The sequence below is a fragment of the Corynebacterium jeikeium genome, assembly GCF_028609885.1.
Lineage (GTDB): Bacteria > Actinomycetota > Actinomycetes > Mycobacteriales > Mycobacteriaceae > Corynebacterium > Corynebacterium jeikeium.
Genome location: NZ_CP063195.1, coordinates 714,808 through 731,514 on the forward strand (window position 1 = coordinate 714,808; position 16,707 = coordinate 731,514).

The window sequence follows — 16,707 nt, forward strand, 5'->3', positions numbered from 1 at the left end:
TAGAGCCCTAACGGCTCGGGTACAGCTCCGGATAATCCTCCCGAATCTGCCGGTAGGCATCCTCCGCCACCTCGCGAGTCACCTCACCCTGAGCGGATGCATCCATATCGAAGCGCCGCACCAAACGTCGCGAACCATAGCGCGGCCACTCCGGATCTTCCCCGCGGGCGAAACGCGAGACGATCCCGTGAAACTCCGTCGCCAGCGGCTGCAAGCGCTCAGCGGCCGACTCGCCGCAGAAATACTTCACTGTTTTGGGCGCGACCGTGAGGGCGTCAAAAACCAAAGGCAGATCCGCGCAGTGCCAGGCCGATTGGCTCCCGTGAAACTCATAAGCCCAGCTCGTATCGCGTTTCTCCTCCATGATCGCCACGGCCCAGCGTTTGATGGCCGAATCACCGATGGCCATTCCCACCGGACGTGGTGACGCCCACCGCACCCGCGCGCCCAGCTTCCATTCCGCGTAGCGTCCCAGCGCCTTGGCCGCTTGCCGCACCAACGGGTTTTTGGAGCTCAAGCGCTTGTCGATGGCGCGGGCGAAAGGCATCTTCGTAAACTCTTCGCGCAGGGTGCCGATCAACAGCGGCACGTCGCGCATTTCGCTGGGCCGGAAAGGGTAGGGACCCACGGCGCAGTCCGAACCGTAGAAGCGGGCGTAGCGCCGATAGGCACGCTGCAATTGTTCGGGGGAGAGGCTGGACAGGTGCTCGCTGGTCAGCGGGCCGCCGAGGACCGCGCGGGCGACGTGCTCGCGGCTCGGCCAACCCTCGCGCGGGAACCCGGGGCTCAAGATCACCGCGCGATGCACCAAGCCCTCTGTCCGCGGGTTGCAGAGCGTCCAGGCCGTCAGCGCGCCGCCGGCAGACTGGCCCATTAGCGTGACCTGCTCCGGATTCCCGCCAAAGGCTGCGATGTTATCCCGCACCCAGCGCAAAGCGACCACGATGTCCTCGGCGCCACGGAAGTACTCCGGCTCGGTATTCGGATCCGCTGAAGCGTCCACGTCGGCGGGGTGATCCTCGTCCAATAGAGGCAGGAAGCCTTCCAGGCGGTAGCGGTAATTCAGCGAAACGTATACGAAACCTTCCTCGGCGAAGCGGACCCCCTGGTACCAGAGTTCGTCGGCGAAGCCTTCCTCGTAGCGACCACCGTGGATGAACACGATTACGGGTGCCGCAGGTTTGGTGCTGGCTGTGGGGGTGGAGTCAGATCCAGACTTGGCCTTGGGGTGGAAGTCAGACTCGATGATGGAAGGGGGTGCGTCGACCGGGCAGGTGATGGATAGGGACTGGCGGTGGGTGGTGGTAGAGGGGGCGCCGAAGAAAGATTTAAAAGGGACGGCAGGGGAAGGAGGGGCGAAGCGTTCGCCCGAGGCGTAGGGGATGGACTCGAAGCGGAGTACGGAACCGCGGAGGAAGCCACGTTTGCGACCCTGTTTGATGGCCACATCAACGTAGTTGTTGGCCTCAGGGATAGAGTGGGGGATCATGGATTACCTCCAAAACGCTTCCGAACTGCCTTATGAACTGCCCGACTTCGCGGCAATCGACCTTGCCGAGCTGGTGCCTGCCTTCCGCACCGCGCTGGTGGATCACGCCGCGCAGATCGCGGCGATCGCGAACAACCCTGAAGCTCCCACCTGGGAAAATACCGCCGAGGCGTGGGAAGAATCGGGGCAGATGCTGCAGCGCGTGCTGGCCATTGTTTTTAATTATACGGGCGCAAATGCCACCGATCAGGTGCGCGAGATTGAGGCGACGATCAGCCCAGAGTTGGCGCGGCACTTCAGCGAAATCTGGCTGAACCGGAAGCTGTGGGAGCGCATTTGCGACCTGCCCGAGCAACCGGAAGGCAGCGAAGAGGAAGCCCTGCTGCGGGAGCTGAAGAAGAGCTTTATTCGCGGTGGTGCCGAACTGGACGATGCGCAGCGGGAAAGCCTGCGCGACATCGACGCCCAACTGGCGGAGCTGACCACCGCCTTCGGCGCGCAGCTGCAGACCGCCACCGAAGACGCGGCGGTGCTGCTGACAGACGAGGCCGAGGTCGCGGGGCTGAGCGCGGCGGACAAGGAGTACTTCGCCAAGGCCGCCAACGAACGCGGGGAGGAAGGCTGGCTGATTCGCCTGGGCCTGCCGAGCATCCAGCCGGTGCTGGAATCTCTTGAAAACCCGGCCGCGCGCGCGAAGGTGCACGAGGCATCGCTGAACCGCGCCGCCGGCAGCAACGAGGCCACACTGCTGCAGATCGTGCGCCTGCGCGCCCAGCGCGCCGAGCTGCTGGGCTTTGCCAATCACGCCGAGTTCGTCGCCGCCGCCGAGACCGCCGGTAGCCTCGCGGCGGTCGAGGATCTGCTGAATCAGGTGACGCCCGCCGCCGTGGCGAACGCGCACGGAGAGTACAAGCGGGCGCTGGACAAGATGGCCGTGAGTGGCACAGAGCCCTCAGCGGGTACAGAGAGCGCAGCGGGTACAGCGGGGCTGAGCGGGGCCGACTGGCCCTACTGGGATGCCCAGCTGCGCGCAGAAGAGCTGGACGTCGATGAAGCCGAGCTGAAGAAGTACTTCCCGCTGGAACAGGTTATGGTCGACGGTGCCTTCTTTGCCGCCAAGCGCCTCTACGGCATTGACGTGCGGGAACGCACCGACCTCGCCGGCTACGCGCCGGGCGTGCGGGTATGGGAAGTCACTGAGGGTGAAGAGTCGCCCGTCGGCATCGGCCTGCTGCTGACCGACATGTACGCCCGCCCCACCAAGCGCGGTGGCGCGTGGATGAACTCCTTCGTCGAACAATCCAACCTGCTGGGCAAGGCCCCCGTGGTGGTCAACGTCATGAACATCGCCGAACCCGCCGAGGGCGAGCAGGCGCTGTTGACCCTCGACGAGGTGCAGACCGTTTTCCACGAGTTCGGCCACGCCCTGCACGGCCTGCTCTCCGACGTGCGCTATCCCACGCTGTCCGGCACAAATGTGCCCCGCGACTTCGTGGAGTTTCCCAGCCAGATCAACGAAAACTGGGCTTTAGAGCCCGCCGTACTGCGCAACTACGCCCGCCACGTGGAAACCGGGGAAGTTATCAGTGGCGAGTTCGTCGATGCGATCCGCGCCCAGGCGAAGTGGGGGCAGGGCCTGGCCACCACCGAGTTCTTGGCCGCCTGCTGGTTGGACCTGGCCTGGCACAAGCTCTCCGCCGCGGAGGCGGAGCAGCTCGCTGCCACGGACGATGCCGCCGCCCAGGTGGAATCCTTCGAGGCCGAAGCCCTGGAGCGCGCCGGGGTGGACGTCAACGGCGCGCTTGCCCCGCGCTATCGCTCGGCTTATTTCAACCACATCTTCGCCGGCGGCTACTCCGCCGACTACTGGAGCTACCTGTGGGCGGAGGTGCTGGACGCCGACGGTTTCCAGGCCTTCGTCGACACTGGCGCTGCGGTCGGTGAGTCCGGTACAGATTCTAATGACGCCACCGCCGACCTCGACGACGACGATGTTCGCTTCGCGGGCGAGCGTTTCCGCCGCATCATCCTCTCCCGCGGCGCTAGCATCGACTTCGAAGATGCATTCTGGATGTTCCGTGGCCAGCAGCGCAGCGTGCAACCGCTACTTGACCGCCGTGGGCTCAGTCAGGGGTAGATGATGGAATGGCTTATCAACGCGCCGGTGTGGATCCAAACCCCGCTAGTGTTCCTCGCACTATTCGTGGTTTGCACCGTGTTGGCCTTAGTATGGCAGGTGATTGCGCTGCGGATTTTCCCCGCCAGCGCGGAAGAAGAGCGCGTGCACGGTGCGCTATCGCTGCGTGATATGTGGGCGAGCCGCAGCTCGGTGCCGCTAGACGATGGCACCAGGCGACCAGAAGTAGCCAGAAACAGAGACAAAGACAGAGAGGACTAGCAGCCGATGAAACACCATTCCAAGGTGCGCCAGGCGTTGGCCCTGCTGCTGGTTCTGCTGCTCGTAGCCTGGCTGGCCACTAGCGTTTTCTAGCCCAGCGCGCTCCCAGCGAGCGCGCTGCTAGCCCTCGCCGCGGGTGGCGGCTAATACGTCGCGGGCCAGCGACAAGTCCGCCAGATCTTCCACGAGCACCGGGTTGCCCTCGCCATCGCACAGCGGAACGCGCCAGTTTGGATACAGGTCCTGCGTGGTGCCCGGCTGGTTCTGCGCGCGCAGGTCGCCCACCAGATCCACTAGCGCGGCGCAGCGCAGCAGCGACGGGGTCTGCGCAATGTAGCGGTGCATGGCGCGCAGGATGTACGAAACATCCGGGCGGCGCTCACGCCCGTGCCGCGGATCGTCCAGCTCTTGGTGTAGGTCGTTGAGGAAGTAACCCTCACAGTCCATGCCGTGGAAGCCACCGTGTCGGGCGATGGTACCCAGCACGTCTACTTGCCAATTGGCATCCTCGGCGAATTCGTCGTCCGCGCTGCGGGTCAAAACCCCCAGCTCTTCGCGCAGGTCGATGTGACCGCCTCGCAGGTAGCTGGCGGTCGGAGGTAGGTCGTGTGTGGTTACGGAGGTCAGGCAGGTACGGCGGTAGGCCTCCGGCGGCTTCGCCCCGTTGGCGTCACCCTCAAACCACACGATCGAGGTTCCCATCACCCCGCGGCTGGCCAGGTAATCCTGGACCCAGGGTTCGAAAGTGCCCAGATCCTCGCCGACCACCACGGCACCGGCGCGGTGAGCTTCCAGCACCAGGGCGCCGACCAGAGCCTCGTGGTCGTAGGTGACGTAAGTGCCGAGCGTCGGCGATTCCATCCGCGGGATCCACCACAGGCGGAAAAGCCCCAGTACGTGGTCGATGCGGATGCCACCGGCGGTGCGCAGGATCGTACGCAGCATGTCGCGCCACGGGCGATAGCCCTCTTCAGCCAGCTTCCAGGGGTGCCACGGCGGCTGCGACCAGTCCTGCCCCTGCTGGTTGTAGCCATCCGGCGGGGCGCCCACGCTAGCTCCAGGCGCCAGCACGTCGGCCAGCGTCTGCGAGTCCGCGCCGCCGGGGTGCACGCCCACGGCCAGATCTGCCATCAGCCCGATGCTCATGTGTTCGGTCAGGGTGTTTTGAGCGTGCAGCTCCTGCTCCTGGCAGAGCATCTGCATCCAGGCGTAAAAGTCGCTAGTCAGCGCCGGATCGTTGGCTGCGCGCTCGCACCATTCGGTGAAGCCCACCAGCCCCTCGCCCTCGCGCTCGCGGAAGGCACGCAGCTGTTCCGCACGCTCGTCGCCGATCCCTGCGGAATACAACAGGTGAAGGGCTTTGATTTTGGACGCCACCACGGGGTCCCGATCCAACAAATCAGCCGTGTGGTTGCGCTTCTTCAGCGGGGCAGCGAGCTGCTCGATCTCCGTGTGTAGTTCGGGGTGTGCCGCGTACTCGGGTGTGTTCTCTACCCGGATGTAAATGGGGTTCGTGTAGCGGCGGGTGGTGGGCAGGTAGGGGGAATCCTCCACCGGGGGAGCTGCCTCTGCCGCGTGCATGGGGTTCCCCAGTACGAAGTCCGCCCCGCCGAGCTTCTGCAGGGAATCGCTCAGAACCTCGAGTGTGCCGTAGTCGCCGATGCCCCAGGCGTCCTTGTCACGCAGGGAATACAGCTGCGCCATCACTCCGGTGCGCGGGGCATCCGGTAGCTCCAGGGATTGGGGAGAGACCAGCAGGGTCGAGGTAGCCTCCGTGGAGTCGGCGCGAGCCTCGAGCTGGTGCCAGCCGGCGGGCAGGGCGGGCAGCTGGAACGTAGCCGTGCCGAAGGTGGTGGCGGTGTCTTCGGCGCCGACGGTGATGGGGTCCACCCATTCGTTGAGCTGTTCCAGCTCGATCGTGTCGCCGTCTTCAGTATGGACCTGCACCTGCAGGGATTCGCCGTCGATGCAGTGGACATGCAAAGTGCGCGGGCGGTCGGCGATGGCGGTGATAGTGGGGGCGATCATACGGCTGTAGCGGGTGTGCAGTAGATCCTCGATGGCCGCCTGTGCAATCTCTTCGGTGAGGGCGTCGGGGTCCTCGGGCAGATCCAGTCCCAACTCGCGGAGCGCGAAAAGTACAGTGCTGCTTTTCACATCCACCCGCTGGCCGTCCTGGCCGGTGTACCAGGTGGCCACGCCGCATTCGGCAGCCAGTTCGTTGAGGATTGCGTTGACATCGGGGGCGATCTGTCCGCCGGGTTCCACAGAGCTAGTCACAACTGCCATTGTGCAGGTTGAGCAGAGCTTCTTCCACTCTTTTGAGCAGAGTTCGAAGGGGAGTGGAGGGGAGTGGGAGGATGCCGGGGTTAGCGTTGGCCGGATATCGCGGTACATTTTTACCGAAGGTTCGGCGTGATCTACACCACTCATATATGGTTGTAGAAGTATTAATCACGTTGAAGTGACGGGCGATCCAACCCAAGATGCGCCCGTTTTTCATGTAAAGAACCAGGTCAGGCAACTGTCAGGACATGAGCAAAGGGAGCAGCATGACGGAGTACACCTCTGAAGCCCTGTACACGATCGACGAGCACGAGACCTGCCTAACGGCAGTTCGTGACCTCGGCACCGAATCCCCAGACGGGGTGCTGTTTAAGCGTCCGAAGAACTTCGACTGGGTGGACGTCACCGTCTCCCAGTTCCTGGACGATGTGTACTCGGTAGCCAAGGGTCTGGTTGCCAACGGCATCGAGCAGGGTGACCGTGTGGTCATCATGTCCGACACGCGCTACGAGTGGACCGTGCTGGACTACGCCATCTGGGCTGCCGGCGGCATCACCGTGCCGATCTACCCATCTTCTTCCACCTCCCAGTGTGAGTGGATCGTGGGGAACTCCGGTGCGAAGCTAGCGATCTCCGAAAAGTCTGGCCACACTACCCGCCTGAAGACGTTCGTTAAGGAAGGTGACCGCCCAGAGGGTGATAGTTCCGCGCACCTCAACCGCGTGCTTGAGATCAACAGCGGCGCCATCGACATCCTGGTTAACGACGGCAAGGAAGCTGGCATCGGGCAGGACGTCCTGGAAGAGCGCATCGCCAACACCCGCCACGATGACGTCGCCTCCATCGTTTACACCTCCGGCACCACCGGCCGCCCGAAGGGCTGCAAGCTGACCCACCACAATTGGCTGGCTGAGGCTCGCGCCATCCTGACCCACCCGGTCGGCCGCGCCGCTGCTTTCGGTTACCGCAAGCTGACGTTCCTGCCGCTGGCTCACGTGTTCTCCCGCGCGATGGCACACGCTGCCACCGTCGGCGGCGCTACCCAGACCCACTGGAGCGACATGAGCACCCTGGTTGCCGAGTTCCAGCGCACCAAGCCGAACTTGATCTGCTCTGTGCCGCGCATCTTTGAAAAGGTTCACGCGGGCGTGAAGGCCAAGGCCACGGACGGCGGCGGCGTCAAGGCCAAGATCTTCAACTTCGCAGAGCGCGCCGCGGTCGACTACTCGAAGGCGCTCGATACTGACGAGGGCCCGTCGCTGAAGCAGAAGATCGACCGCGCTATCGGCGACAAGCTGGTTTACTCCAAGGTCCGTGAGGCCATGGGCGGCGAACTGGACTACGCGATCTCCGGCGGCTCCGCACTGAACCCGGAGCTCATGCACTTCTTCCGTGGCGTGGGCGTGAACCTGTACGAGGGCTACGGCCTGACCGAGTGCACGGCCGCAGCCTGCACTAACTTCGCCCCGGACAACATCATCGGCACCGTCGGCCGCCCGTTGGGTGGCATCACCGTCAAGATCGCCGACGACGGCGAGATCCTGCTGAAGGGCGACATGGTTTTCGCTGGCTATTGGGAGAACGAGGAAGCTACTGCGGAATCCTTCACTGAGGACGGCTTCTACCGCACGGGCGACCTGGGCAAGCTGCTGCCCACCGGCCACCTGAAGATCACCGGACGCAAGAAGGAAATCATCGTCACCGCCGGCGGAAAGAACGTCTCGCCTGGTCCGATGGAGGACATCCTGCGCTCCGCCCCGCTGATCTCCCAGGCCATGGTCGTGGGCGATGACCAGAAGTTCGTTGGCGCCCTGATCTCCCTGGACGAGGAAGCCGCCAAGAAGTGGAAGGAAAACAACGGCATCGCCGAGAACGTCTCCATCCGCGAGCTCGCGAAGAACCCGGTTCTGCGCTCCGAGATCCAGGATGCGATCAACGAGGCCAACGCCACAGTTTCTCACGCAGAGGGCATCAAGAAATTCCGTATCGTCCACCGCGACTTCACCGAGGAGAACGACGAAGTCACCCCGTCGCTGAAGTTGAAGCGCTTCGTTGTGGCGAAGAACTTCGCCGACGATATCGCCTGGATTTACAACTCAAAGTAAGTTAAGAAATCCACTCCACGACACCGGCCACGCCTCCGCGTGTGGCCGGTGTTCTTGTTTTAGAGTTGTCTGCGGTATCAACCAAGACATGGGCTTTGACGGGCCCAGGGGAGAGGAGAACGCGTGCACTACGATGCTGCCCTGCGCGTTCGCGAGCTCACCCAAAATATCTACGACATTGGCGACGAGATCGCCGATTACATCAACCACGTCTCCCAAGCCATCGCCGATTGGGATGCCGACCTGGTGGAAGACTGCCTGCTGGAGCTGGAAGAGATCGTTGCAGAGGGACGCGCTGAGGTGCGCCCCGGCCTATCGGAGCTCAACGGCCTGCGTCAGGCCTTCGTCTCCGGCGTGCGCGCCGGCAGCATGTCGGGCGTGACCCCCTCGCGTAGCCCGCGCGCCCTCGGCGGCAGTGTCGCGCACAGCAGCGACTACCCGCACCCCGGCCGCACCTTGAGCTTTATGCACAGGAAGCCCGGTGCGTCCGCTCGCCGTTCTCTTTCTGACGCCACCACCCCAACCGCCGCCGGCACCAGCGACCCGCGCAGTGCCCGTGGCGCGGAGTTCGCTGATACTTCCGCCGAGCACGCGCCGGCGACGATGGCCTCCACGGCCTCCTGGCGCATGTGGCTGCGCGAGCAGGCCGAGCGTATCCGCGCGGACCTGCGCGAGGTGGAGGACTGGGTGATCAACCAGACGCAGTGCGCCCTGGAATCCCAGTCCGTGCTGCTGCCGCAGGCATACGTGAAGGCCGAGCAGCGCACCATCGAGCTGGTGGGCCACTGGCGGGAGGTCATTGCCCACCAGCCGGAGCTGGCCGCGGGCATGCGCGGCGAGGCGCCGCCGGAGTTCCTGGCAGAGCGCGCCCGGGTGGAGGAGATCGTCGGCCGCCTGCAGCGGCGCAAGCGCGGCACTGCTGTCTAGCACCAGTACCGCCAGCACGGCTAGTACTATGCACGTAGTATGCATGGCCTTTATATCCACGTCCCCTTTTGCTCCACCCGCTGTGGCTACTGCGACTTCAACACGTACACCCCGCAGGAGCTCAGCGCGGCCGACGGCAGCGCTGTGGATGGCAACACCATCCCTGGCTACCTGGATGCCCTGGAACGCGAACTGGAGGTCGCCGCCGAGGTGTGGGATTACCCCGGCGAGGTACAGACCGTCTTCTTCGGTGGTGGCACGCCCTCCATGTTGGGCCACGAGGGGCTGGCCCGAGCGCTAAATGCTGCCCGCCGCACGATCGGCCTGGCAGCAGACGCGGAGGTCACCACCGAGGCGAACCCGGAATCCACCAGCCCGGAGTTCTTCGCAGGCTTGCGCGAGGCGGGTTTCAACCGCATCTCCTTAGGCATGCAGTCCGCGATGGGGCATGTGCTGAAGGTGCTGGAACGCCAGCACACCCCGGGCCGCCCGATCGAGGCGACCCGCGAGGCCAAGCGAGCAGGCTTCGAGCACATCAACCTGGATGTCATCTACGGCACCCCGACCGAGACCGATGAAGACCTGCGGCGCACCCTCGACGCCGTGCTGGAGGCCGACGTCGACCACGTTTCCGCCTACTCCCTGATCGTTGAGGACGGCACGGCCATGGCGCGCAAGGTGCGGCGCGGCGAGCTGCCCGCCCCGGACGAGGACACTCTCGCTGATCGTTATGACGCCATCGATGCCCGCCTGCGGGATGCCGGATTTAACTGGTACGAGGTCTCTAACTGGGCCAAACCCGGCGGTGAATGCCAGCACAACCTGATCTATTGGCGCTCCGGTCAGTGGTGGGGCGCCGGGCCCGGCGCCCATGGATGCGTGCGGCTGCGTGGGGAGGGGCACAGCGAGTCTGGCCTGGTGAGGCTGGTGAATGCGAAGCGTCCGGCGACCTATTGGGATGGGCTGCTGGGGGAGGCCGAAGGGGCGTCAACAGGAAAGGATGGCCTACCCGTGCCAGGGTCGGTGGTGACGACAGAGCGCCTCACCAACGACGACCTGCGTACCGAACATGTGATGCTGCAGTTGCGTTTGGCTGAAGGGCTGAAGCTAGTCGGTAGTGATGAGAACGCTGAGCTGGCGCAGGTGATCGAGCGCTACACGGGCCTGGGCCTGCTGGATAAACACGGCGAGCGCCTAAGATTGACGGATAAAGGGCGCTACCTGGCCGACGGGATCGTCACGGACATTGTGTTGGCGCTCGGGCTTTAAGAGCCAATCGAGGCTGATCGGACTCACGCGAGGAGTGAAGGATTTGTCGAGCGGAACGGAACACAGAAGAAACCAAGTGCTGCGGGCGATCGTCAGCGATTTCATCGCCTCGCACGAGCCGGTGGGCTCGAAGATGCTGGTGGATCGACACCAGCTGGGCGTTTCCTCCGCGACGATCCGCAACGACATGGCAGTGCTAGAGGCCGAGGGGTACATCACTCAGCAGCATGCCTCCTCTGGACGCATCCCCACGGTAAAGGGCTACCGGCGCTTTGTGGACGGGATCCACGAGGTCAAGCCGCTGAGTACCCCGGAGCGCCGCGCGATCCTGGACTTCCTGGAACACGGTGTGGACCTGGAGGACGTGCTGCGCCGTAGCGTGCAGCTGCTATCCCAGCTGACCCGCCAGGTGGCCGTGGTCCAGATGCCGGATCTGCGGCGCGGGCGGGTGAAGCACTGCGAGCTGGTGAAGCTGGGCAGCCACCGCATCCTGCTGGTGTTGATCACCGACACTGGGCGCGTGGACCAGCGCAACGTGGACCTGGGGCAGCCGATCAGCGACGACGACCTGCCACGGTTGCGGGACCTGGTGAATTCCGCGATGGTAGGGCGCACCCTCGACGATGCGTGCACGAATATCGCTGCCCTAGCCAACGAGGCTAAGGGCAACAGCATGCCCGAGGAACTGCGCGACGTGGCGCTTGTGGTGACGACCGTGCTGGTGGAGACCCTGCTGGAGCGCCCGAATGACCGCCTGATCCTGGCAGGTACACCCAACCTGATGCGCACCAGCGAGCTCAGCCCAGTGGTGGAGGCCCTGGAAGAACAGGTGGTGGTGCTGAAACTGCTGAATAGCGTGCGCGACCTGCAGGTGCAGGTGAGCATCGGTGAGGAAAACGAGGACGAGGAGTTGCGCGGTGCCTCCGTCGTATCCGCCGGCTATGGCAATGCCAATGCGGTGCTCGGCGGCATGGGTGTGGTGGGGCCAACCCACCTGGACTACTCCGGCACCATTTCCTCTGTGACGGCCGTGGCGCACTACGTCTCGCGGATTTTGAGCGAAGAGTAGGAATAGTAGGATAGTGCAGTTGGTTAAGCACTAAAGACTGCAAGCAACTCAAAGACAGACGTGAAAAGGACCCGCTGAACGTGGCTCGAGACTATTACGGAATCCTCGGTGTGGATCGCGACGCTACGGACGCCGAAATTAAGAAGGCGTACCGCCGCCTAGCCCGCAAGTACCACCCGGACGTCAACCCTTCCGAGGAGGCCGCGGAGAAGTTCCGCGAGGCCTCCCTGGCCCAGGAGGTACTGACGGACCCGCAGAAGCGCCAGATCGTGGATGCCGGTGGCGACCCGGAGGAGCAGGGCTTCGGCCAGCCGGGAGCCGGCGGATTCGGGGGCTTCTCCGGCGGCGGCCTGGGCGACATCTTCGACGCATTCTTCGGCGGTGGCGGCGGGGCACGCGGCCCGCGCGAGTCCCGCGTGCGCCGCGGCAACGATGCCCTGGTGCACTTGGAAGCCACGCTGGAGGAGATCTACGCAGGCATCGACCGCGAGATCACCGTGGAAACCGCTGTGCTGTGCGATGTGTGCGACGGCTCGGGATCGGCCTCCAAGGCAGCGCCGGTGACCTGCCCGACATGTCAGGGCGCGGGCGAGGTCATGGAGCTACAGAATTCTATGCTGGGCCGCGTGCAGGTGCGCCGTGCTTGCCACCGCTGCGCGGGCACCGGCGAGATCATCCAGGATCCCTGTGAGAACTGCGCAGGCGACGGGCGCGTGCGCGACCGCCAGACCCTCAAGGTTTCCATCCCCGCTGGTATCTCCGACGGCATGCGCCTGCGCATGAGCGGCAAGGGTGAGGTCGGACCCGGTGGCGGCCCCGCCGGCGACCTGTACGTGGAAGTGCACGCTACCGAGCACCCGTATTTCATCCGCGAGTCCGATGACCTGCACGTGAACTTGCAGGTACCGGCGGTAGACGCGGCCCTGGGTACCTCCGTGGAGGTCAAACTGCTGGACGATTCCATCGCCACCGTGGACGTCGCGCCGGGCACTCAGCCGGATGCCACAATCCGCCTGTCCGAGAAGGGCATGCCACACTTGCGCCGCGAGGGCCACGGTTCCCTGATCGCCCACGTGGAGGTCATGATCCCTACCGACCTCAACCACAAGCAGCGTGACCTGCTGGAGAAGCTGCGAGAAGCCAGCTCCCAGAACGCTGGCGTGGCTTCCAAGGACGAGTCCCATAGCGGTTTCTTCTCCCGCCTGCGCTCGAAGTTTGGCCGTTAGCCCATGACAGATCCGGTGTTCGTCCACCCCATTCCCGAGCCGGTTGTTGTCGGCGATCGCTTCCGTTTGACCGGTGCGGAGGCCAAGCACGCCTCCGTCAAGCGCCTCGAAGTGGGCGAGGGGTTGGTCATCACCGATGGCGCCACACGCGCGGTGCAAGGTTCTTTTCTTGGGGACGCCACCGTGGAGGTCGCTGACATTCTTGAGCTTCCCACCCCGAACCCACGGGTGACGGTAGTACAGGCGATTCCAAAGTCAGACCGGGCGGAACTGGCCGTGGATCTGGCGGTACAGGCGGGCGCAGATCGGATTGTGCCGTGGGCCGCCCGCAGGGCTATCGCAAAGTGGGATGGCAAGGAGGCTAAGGCCCACGCGAAATGGGACAACGCAGCCCGCGCGGCGGCTAAGCAGTCCCGTCGCCTGCAGATCCCAGAGGTGACGCAGCTGGTGCGCAGCCCGCAGGAGCTGGCGCGGGTGCTGGGGCTGGGGGAGGCCGGCACCGCTGCGAGCGGTGTCGGTGGTGGCAGCGGCACCAGCACCGTCCGCGTGCTGGTGCTGCACGAGGAGGCCACCGAGCCGTTGCCCGCGGCCGTCAGCGCGGCGGTGAATGGCGACGACGCCAACGGCAGCGAAGCTGCCGCAACCGAGATCGCCCTCGTCGTCGGCCCCGAGGGCGGCATCAGCCCGGAGGAACTCGCCGAATTTGAGCAGCTGGGAGCCACCCCGGTCCGCCTGGGGCCGGAAGTTCTGCGCACCGCCACCGCTGCAGCCGTGGCGCTGGGAGCCATCGGCGCTGTCACGGACCGTTGGCGGTAGGATCGATACACATGACGTCACCCAACTCCGCTAGGTCACCGCGCCCCCGCGTAGCCAGCTCTACCGTGGAGCTCGACCCGGAATCGGTTCTGGACGTCGCCGGCCCGGCAGATGAGAACCTGCGGGTGCTGGAGCACGCCTTCGATGCGGACATCCTGACCCGCGGCAACCGCGTGACGATCCGCGGCGAGGCCTCCGAGGTATCCCAGGCGCGCCGCGTGTTGCAGGAGATGATCAACCTGGTCAGCCGAGGCCACGCGGTGGATCCAGCTGCCACGAAGCGCGCGATCACTCTGGTGGAGGAACAAGCCCCGGCGCTGGTTTCCAGCAGCGACTCCGCACCCATCGTCTCCTACCGTGGCAAGACGGTGCGTCCGAAGACCCCTGGCCAGCAGGAATACGTGGAGGCCATCGACGAGGACGCGATCGTATTTGGCATCGGTCCAGCCGGTACGGGCAAAACGTATCTGGCCATGGCCAAGGCCGTACAGGCCCTGCAGGCCAAGGACGTTAATCGGATTATCCTGACCCGCCCGGCCGTGGAGGCAGGGGAGAAGCTGGGTTTTCTGCCCGGCACGCTGAGCGACAAGATCGACCCCTACTTGCGCCCGCTGCACGACGCGCTGCGGGAAATGGTGGACCCGGAGACGATCCCCCGGCTGATGGATACCGGCGTGATTGAAGTCGCGCCCTTGGCCTACATGCGCGGCCGGACGCTTAATGATTCCTTCGTAGTCCTGGACGAGGCACAGAACACCACCCCGGCGCAGATGAAGATGTTCCTGACCCGCCTAGGGTTTGGCTCCAAGATGGTGGTTACTGGCGACTTGAGCCAGGTGGATCTGCCGAACCGCCAGGAGTCCGGCCTGAAGGTTGCCCGCCAGGTTCTGCAGGGAGTGGATGGCGTGTCGATCATTAACTTGGATTCCGACGACGTCGTGCGCCACCGGTTGGTCTCCAAGATCGTGGAAGCCTACGGCACCTACGAGCTAGACAATGAGATCTAACGGAGATCTAACGGAGATCTAGCGGCAATCTAGCGGCAATCTAGCGGAAATCTAACGGCAAGCACGAACTACCAAAGGCAAGCATCCCATGAGCATCGAAGTTTTTAACGAATCCGGCCGCGGCGAGGTCAACGAGGAAGAGCTGATCGACGTCGCCCGCTACGCACTGTGGACCCTCGACGTTCACCCGGCAGCCGAGCTATCTATCCACATTGTCGACCTGGAAACCATCGAGGACCTGCACGTTAGGTGGATGGATCTGCCCGGCCCTACCGATGTGATGAGCTTTCCGATGGACGAATTGACGCCGGGTTGGGGCCGCAAGGATGCGGCGGAACCCTCCCCGGCGATGTTGGGCGACATCATGCTGTGCCCCGACTTTGCTGAAGGTCAGGCGACCCGTGCAGGCCACTCCCTGGCCCACGAGCTTGACCTGCTGACCGTCCACGGGGTGCTGCACCTGCTGGGCTTCGACCACGTCACCCCGGAAGATGAGCAAAAGATGTTCGCCTTGCAGAATGAGATCCTGGCTAATTGGTATGACTCCCAGGAGGAGCGCGGCGTGAGCTTCGCTCCGAAGCCGACTGGCGCCGGGGCCTTCCCCAGCGCTGCGGACCGCGACGACACTCAAAACTAGAAGCTTCGAAAGATGACGATCGACATCCCCTTATCCATCCCGTTTGCGATCCTTGCGCTCTTCTTAGGCGGTGTGCTGTCGCTGGTGGAAACGGCAGTGTCATCGCTCTCCGCAGCGCGGGTGGAGAACCTGGTGAAGGAGGATCGCCCGGGTGCTGCCCGACTGGAGCGGGTGCTCGAGGGGCGGGCTGGCCACATTAACCTGCTGGTGCTGCTCCGCACCATTTGCGAGGTCTCCGGCGCGGTGCTGGCCGCCGCCGCCTGCGTGGAGCTGATGGGTTCGCGCGGCTGGGCATTCGCCACCGCCATCGTGATCGTCACGCTACTGACATTCATTCTGATCGGCGTGCTCTCCCGCACGCTCGGTCGACAGAACCCGTACACCATTAGTCTGGCGACTGCGCCGATTCTGCTGGGGCTATCCAAGCTGCTGGGGCCAATCGCAAAGTTGCTGGTCGGTGCCGGTAATGTGCTGACGCCCGGCCGGGGTTTCCGCAACGGCCCCTTCGCCTCCGAAATTGAGCTGCGCGAAATGGTGGACATCGCCTCCGAACGCGGCGTTGTGGAGATGGACGAGAGGCGGATGATCCAATCCGTCTTTGACCTCGCCGACACCTCGGCGCGCTCCGTGATGGTGCCGCGGCCAGAGATGGTGTGGATCGAGGCCGATAAGACCGCCGGCCAAGCCACCAGCCTGTGCGTGCGCACCGGTCTTTCCCGGCTGCCCGTGGTGGGGGATGACGTGGACGACATTGTGGGCGTCATTTACCTCAAAGACCTCATTGCCGAGACCTATCACATGACCGACGGCGGCAGCTCCATCCGCGTGCGAGACTGCATGCGGCCCGCCGTGTTCGTACCGGATTCGAAAAAACTGGACGACCTGCTGGAGGACATGCAGCGCGACCAGATTCACATTGCCATGCTTATCGACGAATACGGTGCCGTGGCGGGGCTGATTTCCATCGAGGACATCCTGGAGGAGATCGTCGGCGAGATTACCGACGAGTACGATACGTCGGAGCAAGCGCCGATCGAGCCGCTGGAGGACGGCAGCTACCGGGTGCAGGCGCGCCTGTCGCTTGAGGAGCTCGAGGAGCTATTCGAGGACGTGGAGTTCAGCGATGAGCAGCACGAGGAAGTGGATACCGTCTACGGCCTTGGGGCCTTCGAGCTGGGCAGGGTGCCGATCCCAGGGGCGGAGATTTCCACAGCCGGTCTGCATCTTCGCTACGAGGGCGGACGCGACCGCCGTGGGCGCGTGAAGATCCGTACCGCCGTGGTGACTCGCGAACAGCAGCCTGAGGGCACTGTTGATGCCGACCGCGATGGTGGGGCTGCGGAAGGGACGGCCGTGGCGGCGTCCACAAGAAACAGTGGCCAAGATAAACCCCAAGATAAGAGCGCTAGCGATAAAGCACAGCAATAAGAGATACTTGATGACCATGAACGATCCTTACATCCCCGAAGATCCCTTCG

The 16,707-nt window shown here is 64.2% G+C and carries 13 protein-coding genes; 11 read left to right on the forward strand and 2 right to left on the reverse strand.

Features of this window, described 5'->3' with window-relative positions; translation table 11 throughout:
• Nucleotides 1–7: 7 nt before the first annotated feature.
• Nucleotides 8–1,489 carry a carboxylesterase family protein gene (locus CJEIK_RS03110; RefSeq protein WP_005296380.1) on the reverse strand — a complete coding sequence of 494 codons (1,482 nt, stop codon included), beginning with the start codon at nucleotides 1,487–1,489 and terminating at the stop codon, nucleotides 8–10.
• Here CJEIK_RS03110 and CJEIK_RS03115 point away from each other — a divergent pair.
• Together CJEIK_RS03115 and CJEIK_RS03120 are read left to right on the forward strand one after the other, a co-directional pair.
• Nucleotides 1,488–3,626 carry a M3 family metallopeptidase gene (locus CJEIK_RS03115; RefSeq protein WP_005296377.1) on the forward strand — a complete coding sequence of 713 codons (2,139 nt, stop codon included), beginning with the start codon at nucleotides 1,488–1,490 and terminating at the stop codon, nucleotides 3,624–3,626. The two genes, CJEIK_RS03110 and CJEIK_RS03115, sit on opposite strands and share 2 nt — an antisense overlap.
• Nucleotides 3,627–3,887, forward strand: coding sequence for a hypothetical protein (locus tag CJEIK_RS03120; RefSeq protein WP_005296374.1), 261 nt, complete (start codon nucleotides 3,627–3,629; stop codon nucleotides 3,885–3,887).
• Nucleotides 3,888–4,007: 120 nt separating this feature from the next.
• Here CJEIK_RS03120 and CJEIK_RS03125 read toward each other — a convergent pair whose 3' ends face one another.
• Nucleotides 4,008–6,176, reverse strand: a complete 2,169-nt coding sequence (locus tag CJEIK_RS03125; RefSeq protein ID WP_005296371.1) for a 4-alpha-glucanotransferase — start codon at nucleotides 6,174–6,176, stop codon at nucleotides 4,008–4,010.
• Between the two features lie 263 nt (nucleotides 6,177–6,439).
• Here CJEIK_RS03125 and CJEIK_RS03130 point away from each other — a divergent pair, with 263 nt between their 5' ends.
• From CJEIK_RS03130 to CJEIK_RS03170, 9 genes are all read left to right on the forward strand, one after another.
• Nucleotides 6,440–8,278 carry an AMP-dependent synthetase/ligase gene (locus CJEIK_RS03130; RefSeq protein WP_034965251.1) on the forward strand — a complete coding sequence of 613 codons (1,839 nt, stop codon included), beginning with the start codon at nucleotides 6,440–6,442 and terminating at the stop codon, nucleotides 8,276–8,278.
• A gap of 123 nt (nucleotides 8,279–8,401) precedes the next feature.
• Complete coding sequence (locus CJEIK_RS03135; RefSeq protein WP_005296367.1) at nucleotides 8,402–9,205, forward strand: hypothetical protein; 804 nt, start codon at nucleotides 8,402–8,404, stop codon at nucleotides 9,203–9,205.
• Between the two features lie 39 nt (nucleotides 9,206–9,244).
• Nucleotides 9,245–10,474, forward strand: a complete 1,230-nt coding sequence (hemW, locus tag CJEIK_RS03140; protein ID WP_005296365.1) for a radical SAM family heme chaperone HemW — start codon at nucleotides 9,245–9,247, stop codon at nucleotides 10,472–10,474.
• Between the two features lie 43 nt (nucleotides 10,475–10,517).
• Nucleotides 10,518–11,543, forward strand: coding sequence for a heat-inducible transcriptional repressor HrcA (gene hrcA / locus CJEIK_RS03145; RefSeq protein ID WP_034965323.1), 1,026 nt, complete (start codon nucleotides 10,518–10,520; stop codon nucleotides 11,541–11,543).
• Between the two features lie 80 nt (nucleotides 11,544–11,623).
• Complete coding sequence (dnaJ, locus tag CJEIK_RS03150) at nucleotides 11,624–12,769, forward strand: molecular chaperone DnaJ (protein ID WP_005296360.1); 1,146 nt, start codon at nucleotides 11,624–11,626, stop codon at nucleotides 12,767–12,769.
• A 3-nt stretch (nucleotides 12,770–12,772) separates the two neighbouring features.
• Nucleotides 12,773–13,585: a 16S rRNA (uracil(1498)-N(3))-methyltransferase gene (locus tag CJEIK_RS03155; RefSeq protein ID WP_005296358.1), complete on the forward strand. Its 813-nt coding sequence runs from the start codon at nucleotides 12,773–12,775 to the stop codon at nucleotides 13,583–13,585.
• Between the two features lie 11 nt (nucleotides 13,586–13,596).
• Nucleotides 13,597–14,592 carry a PhoH family protein gene (locus tag CJEIK_RS03160; RefSeq protein WP_034965245.1) on the forward strand — a complete coding sequence of 332 codons (996 nt, stop codon included), beginning with the start codon at nucleotides 13,597–13,599 and terminating at the stop codon, nucleotides 14,590–14,592.
• Between the two features lie 88 nt (nucleotides 14,593–14,680).
• Nucleotides 14,681–15,229, forward strand: a complete 549-nt coding sequence (ybeY, locus tag CJEIK_RS03165) for an rRNA maturation RNase YbeY (protein ID WP_005296353.1) — start codon at nucleotides 14,681–14,683, stop codon at nucleotides 15,227–15,229.
• Between the two features lie 12 nt (nucleotides 15,230–15,241).
• A complete protein-coding gene (locus tag CJEIK_RS03170; RefSeq protein ID WP_005296350.1) occupies nucleotides 15,242–16,657 on the forward strand; it encodes a hemolysin family protein in 1,416 nt (471 codons plus the stop codon).
• Nucleotides 16,658–16,707 lie beyond the last annotated feature (50 nt).

Bases quoted from the DNA above. Each gene is read 5' to 3' on its own strand.
- CJEIK_RS03155 (WP_005296358.1), top strand. From the start codon at position 12,773: ATGACAGATCCGGTGTTCGTCCACCCCATTCCCGAGCCGGTTGTTGTC.
- hemW (WP_005296365.1), top strand. From the start codon at position 9,245: ATGCATGGCCTTTATATCCACGTCCCCTTTTGCTCCACCCGCTGTGGC.
- CJEIK_RS03160 (WP_034965245.1), top strand. From the start codon at position 13,597: ATGACGTCACCCAACTCCGCTAGGTCACCGCGCCCCCGCGTAGCCAGC.
- CJEIK_RS03120 (WP_005296374.1), top strand. From the start codon at position 3,627: ATGATGGAATGGCTTATCAACGCGCCGGTGTGGATCCAAACCCCGCTA.
- CJEIK_RS03115 (WP_005296377.1), top strand. From the start codon at position 1,488: ATGGATTACCTCCAAAACGCTTCCGAACTGCCTTATGAACTGCCCGAC.
- CJEIK_RS03170 (WP_005296350.1), top strand. From the start codon at position 15,242: ATGACGATCGACATCCCCTTATCCATCCCGTTTGCGATCCTTGCGCTC.
- ybeY (WP_005296353.1), top strand. From the start codon at position 14,681: ATGAGCATCGAAGTTTTTAACGAATCCGGCCGCGGCGAGGTCAACGAG.
- CJEIK_RS03125 (WP_005296371.1), bottom strand. From the start codon at position 6,176: ATGGCAGTTGTGACTAGCTCTGTGGAACCCGGCGGACAGATCGCCCCC.
- CJEIK_RS03110 (WP_005296380.1), bottom strand. From the start codon at position 1,489: ATGATCCCCCACTCTATCCCTGAGGCCAACAACTACGTTGATGTGGCC.
- CJEIK_RS03130 (WP_034965251.1), top strand. From the start codon at position 6,440: ATGACGGAGTACACCTCTGAAGCCCTGTACACGATCGACGAGCACGAG.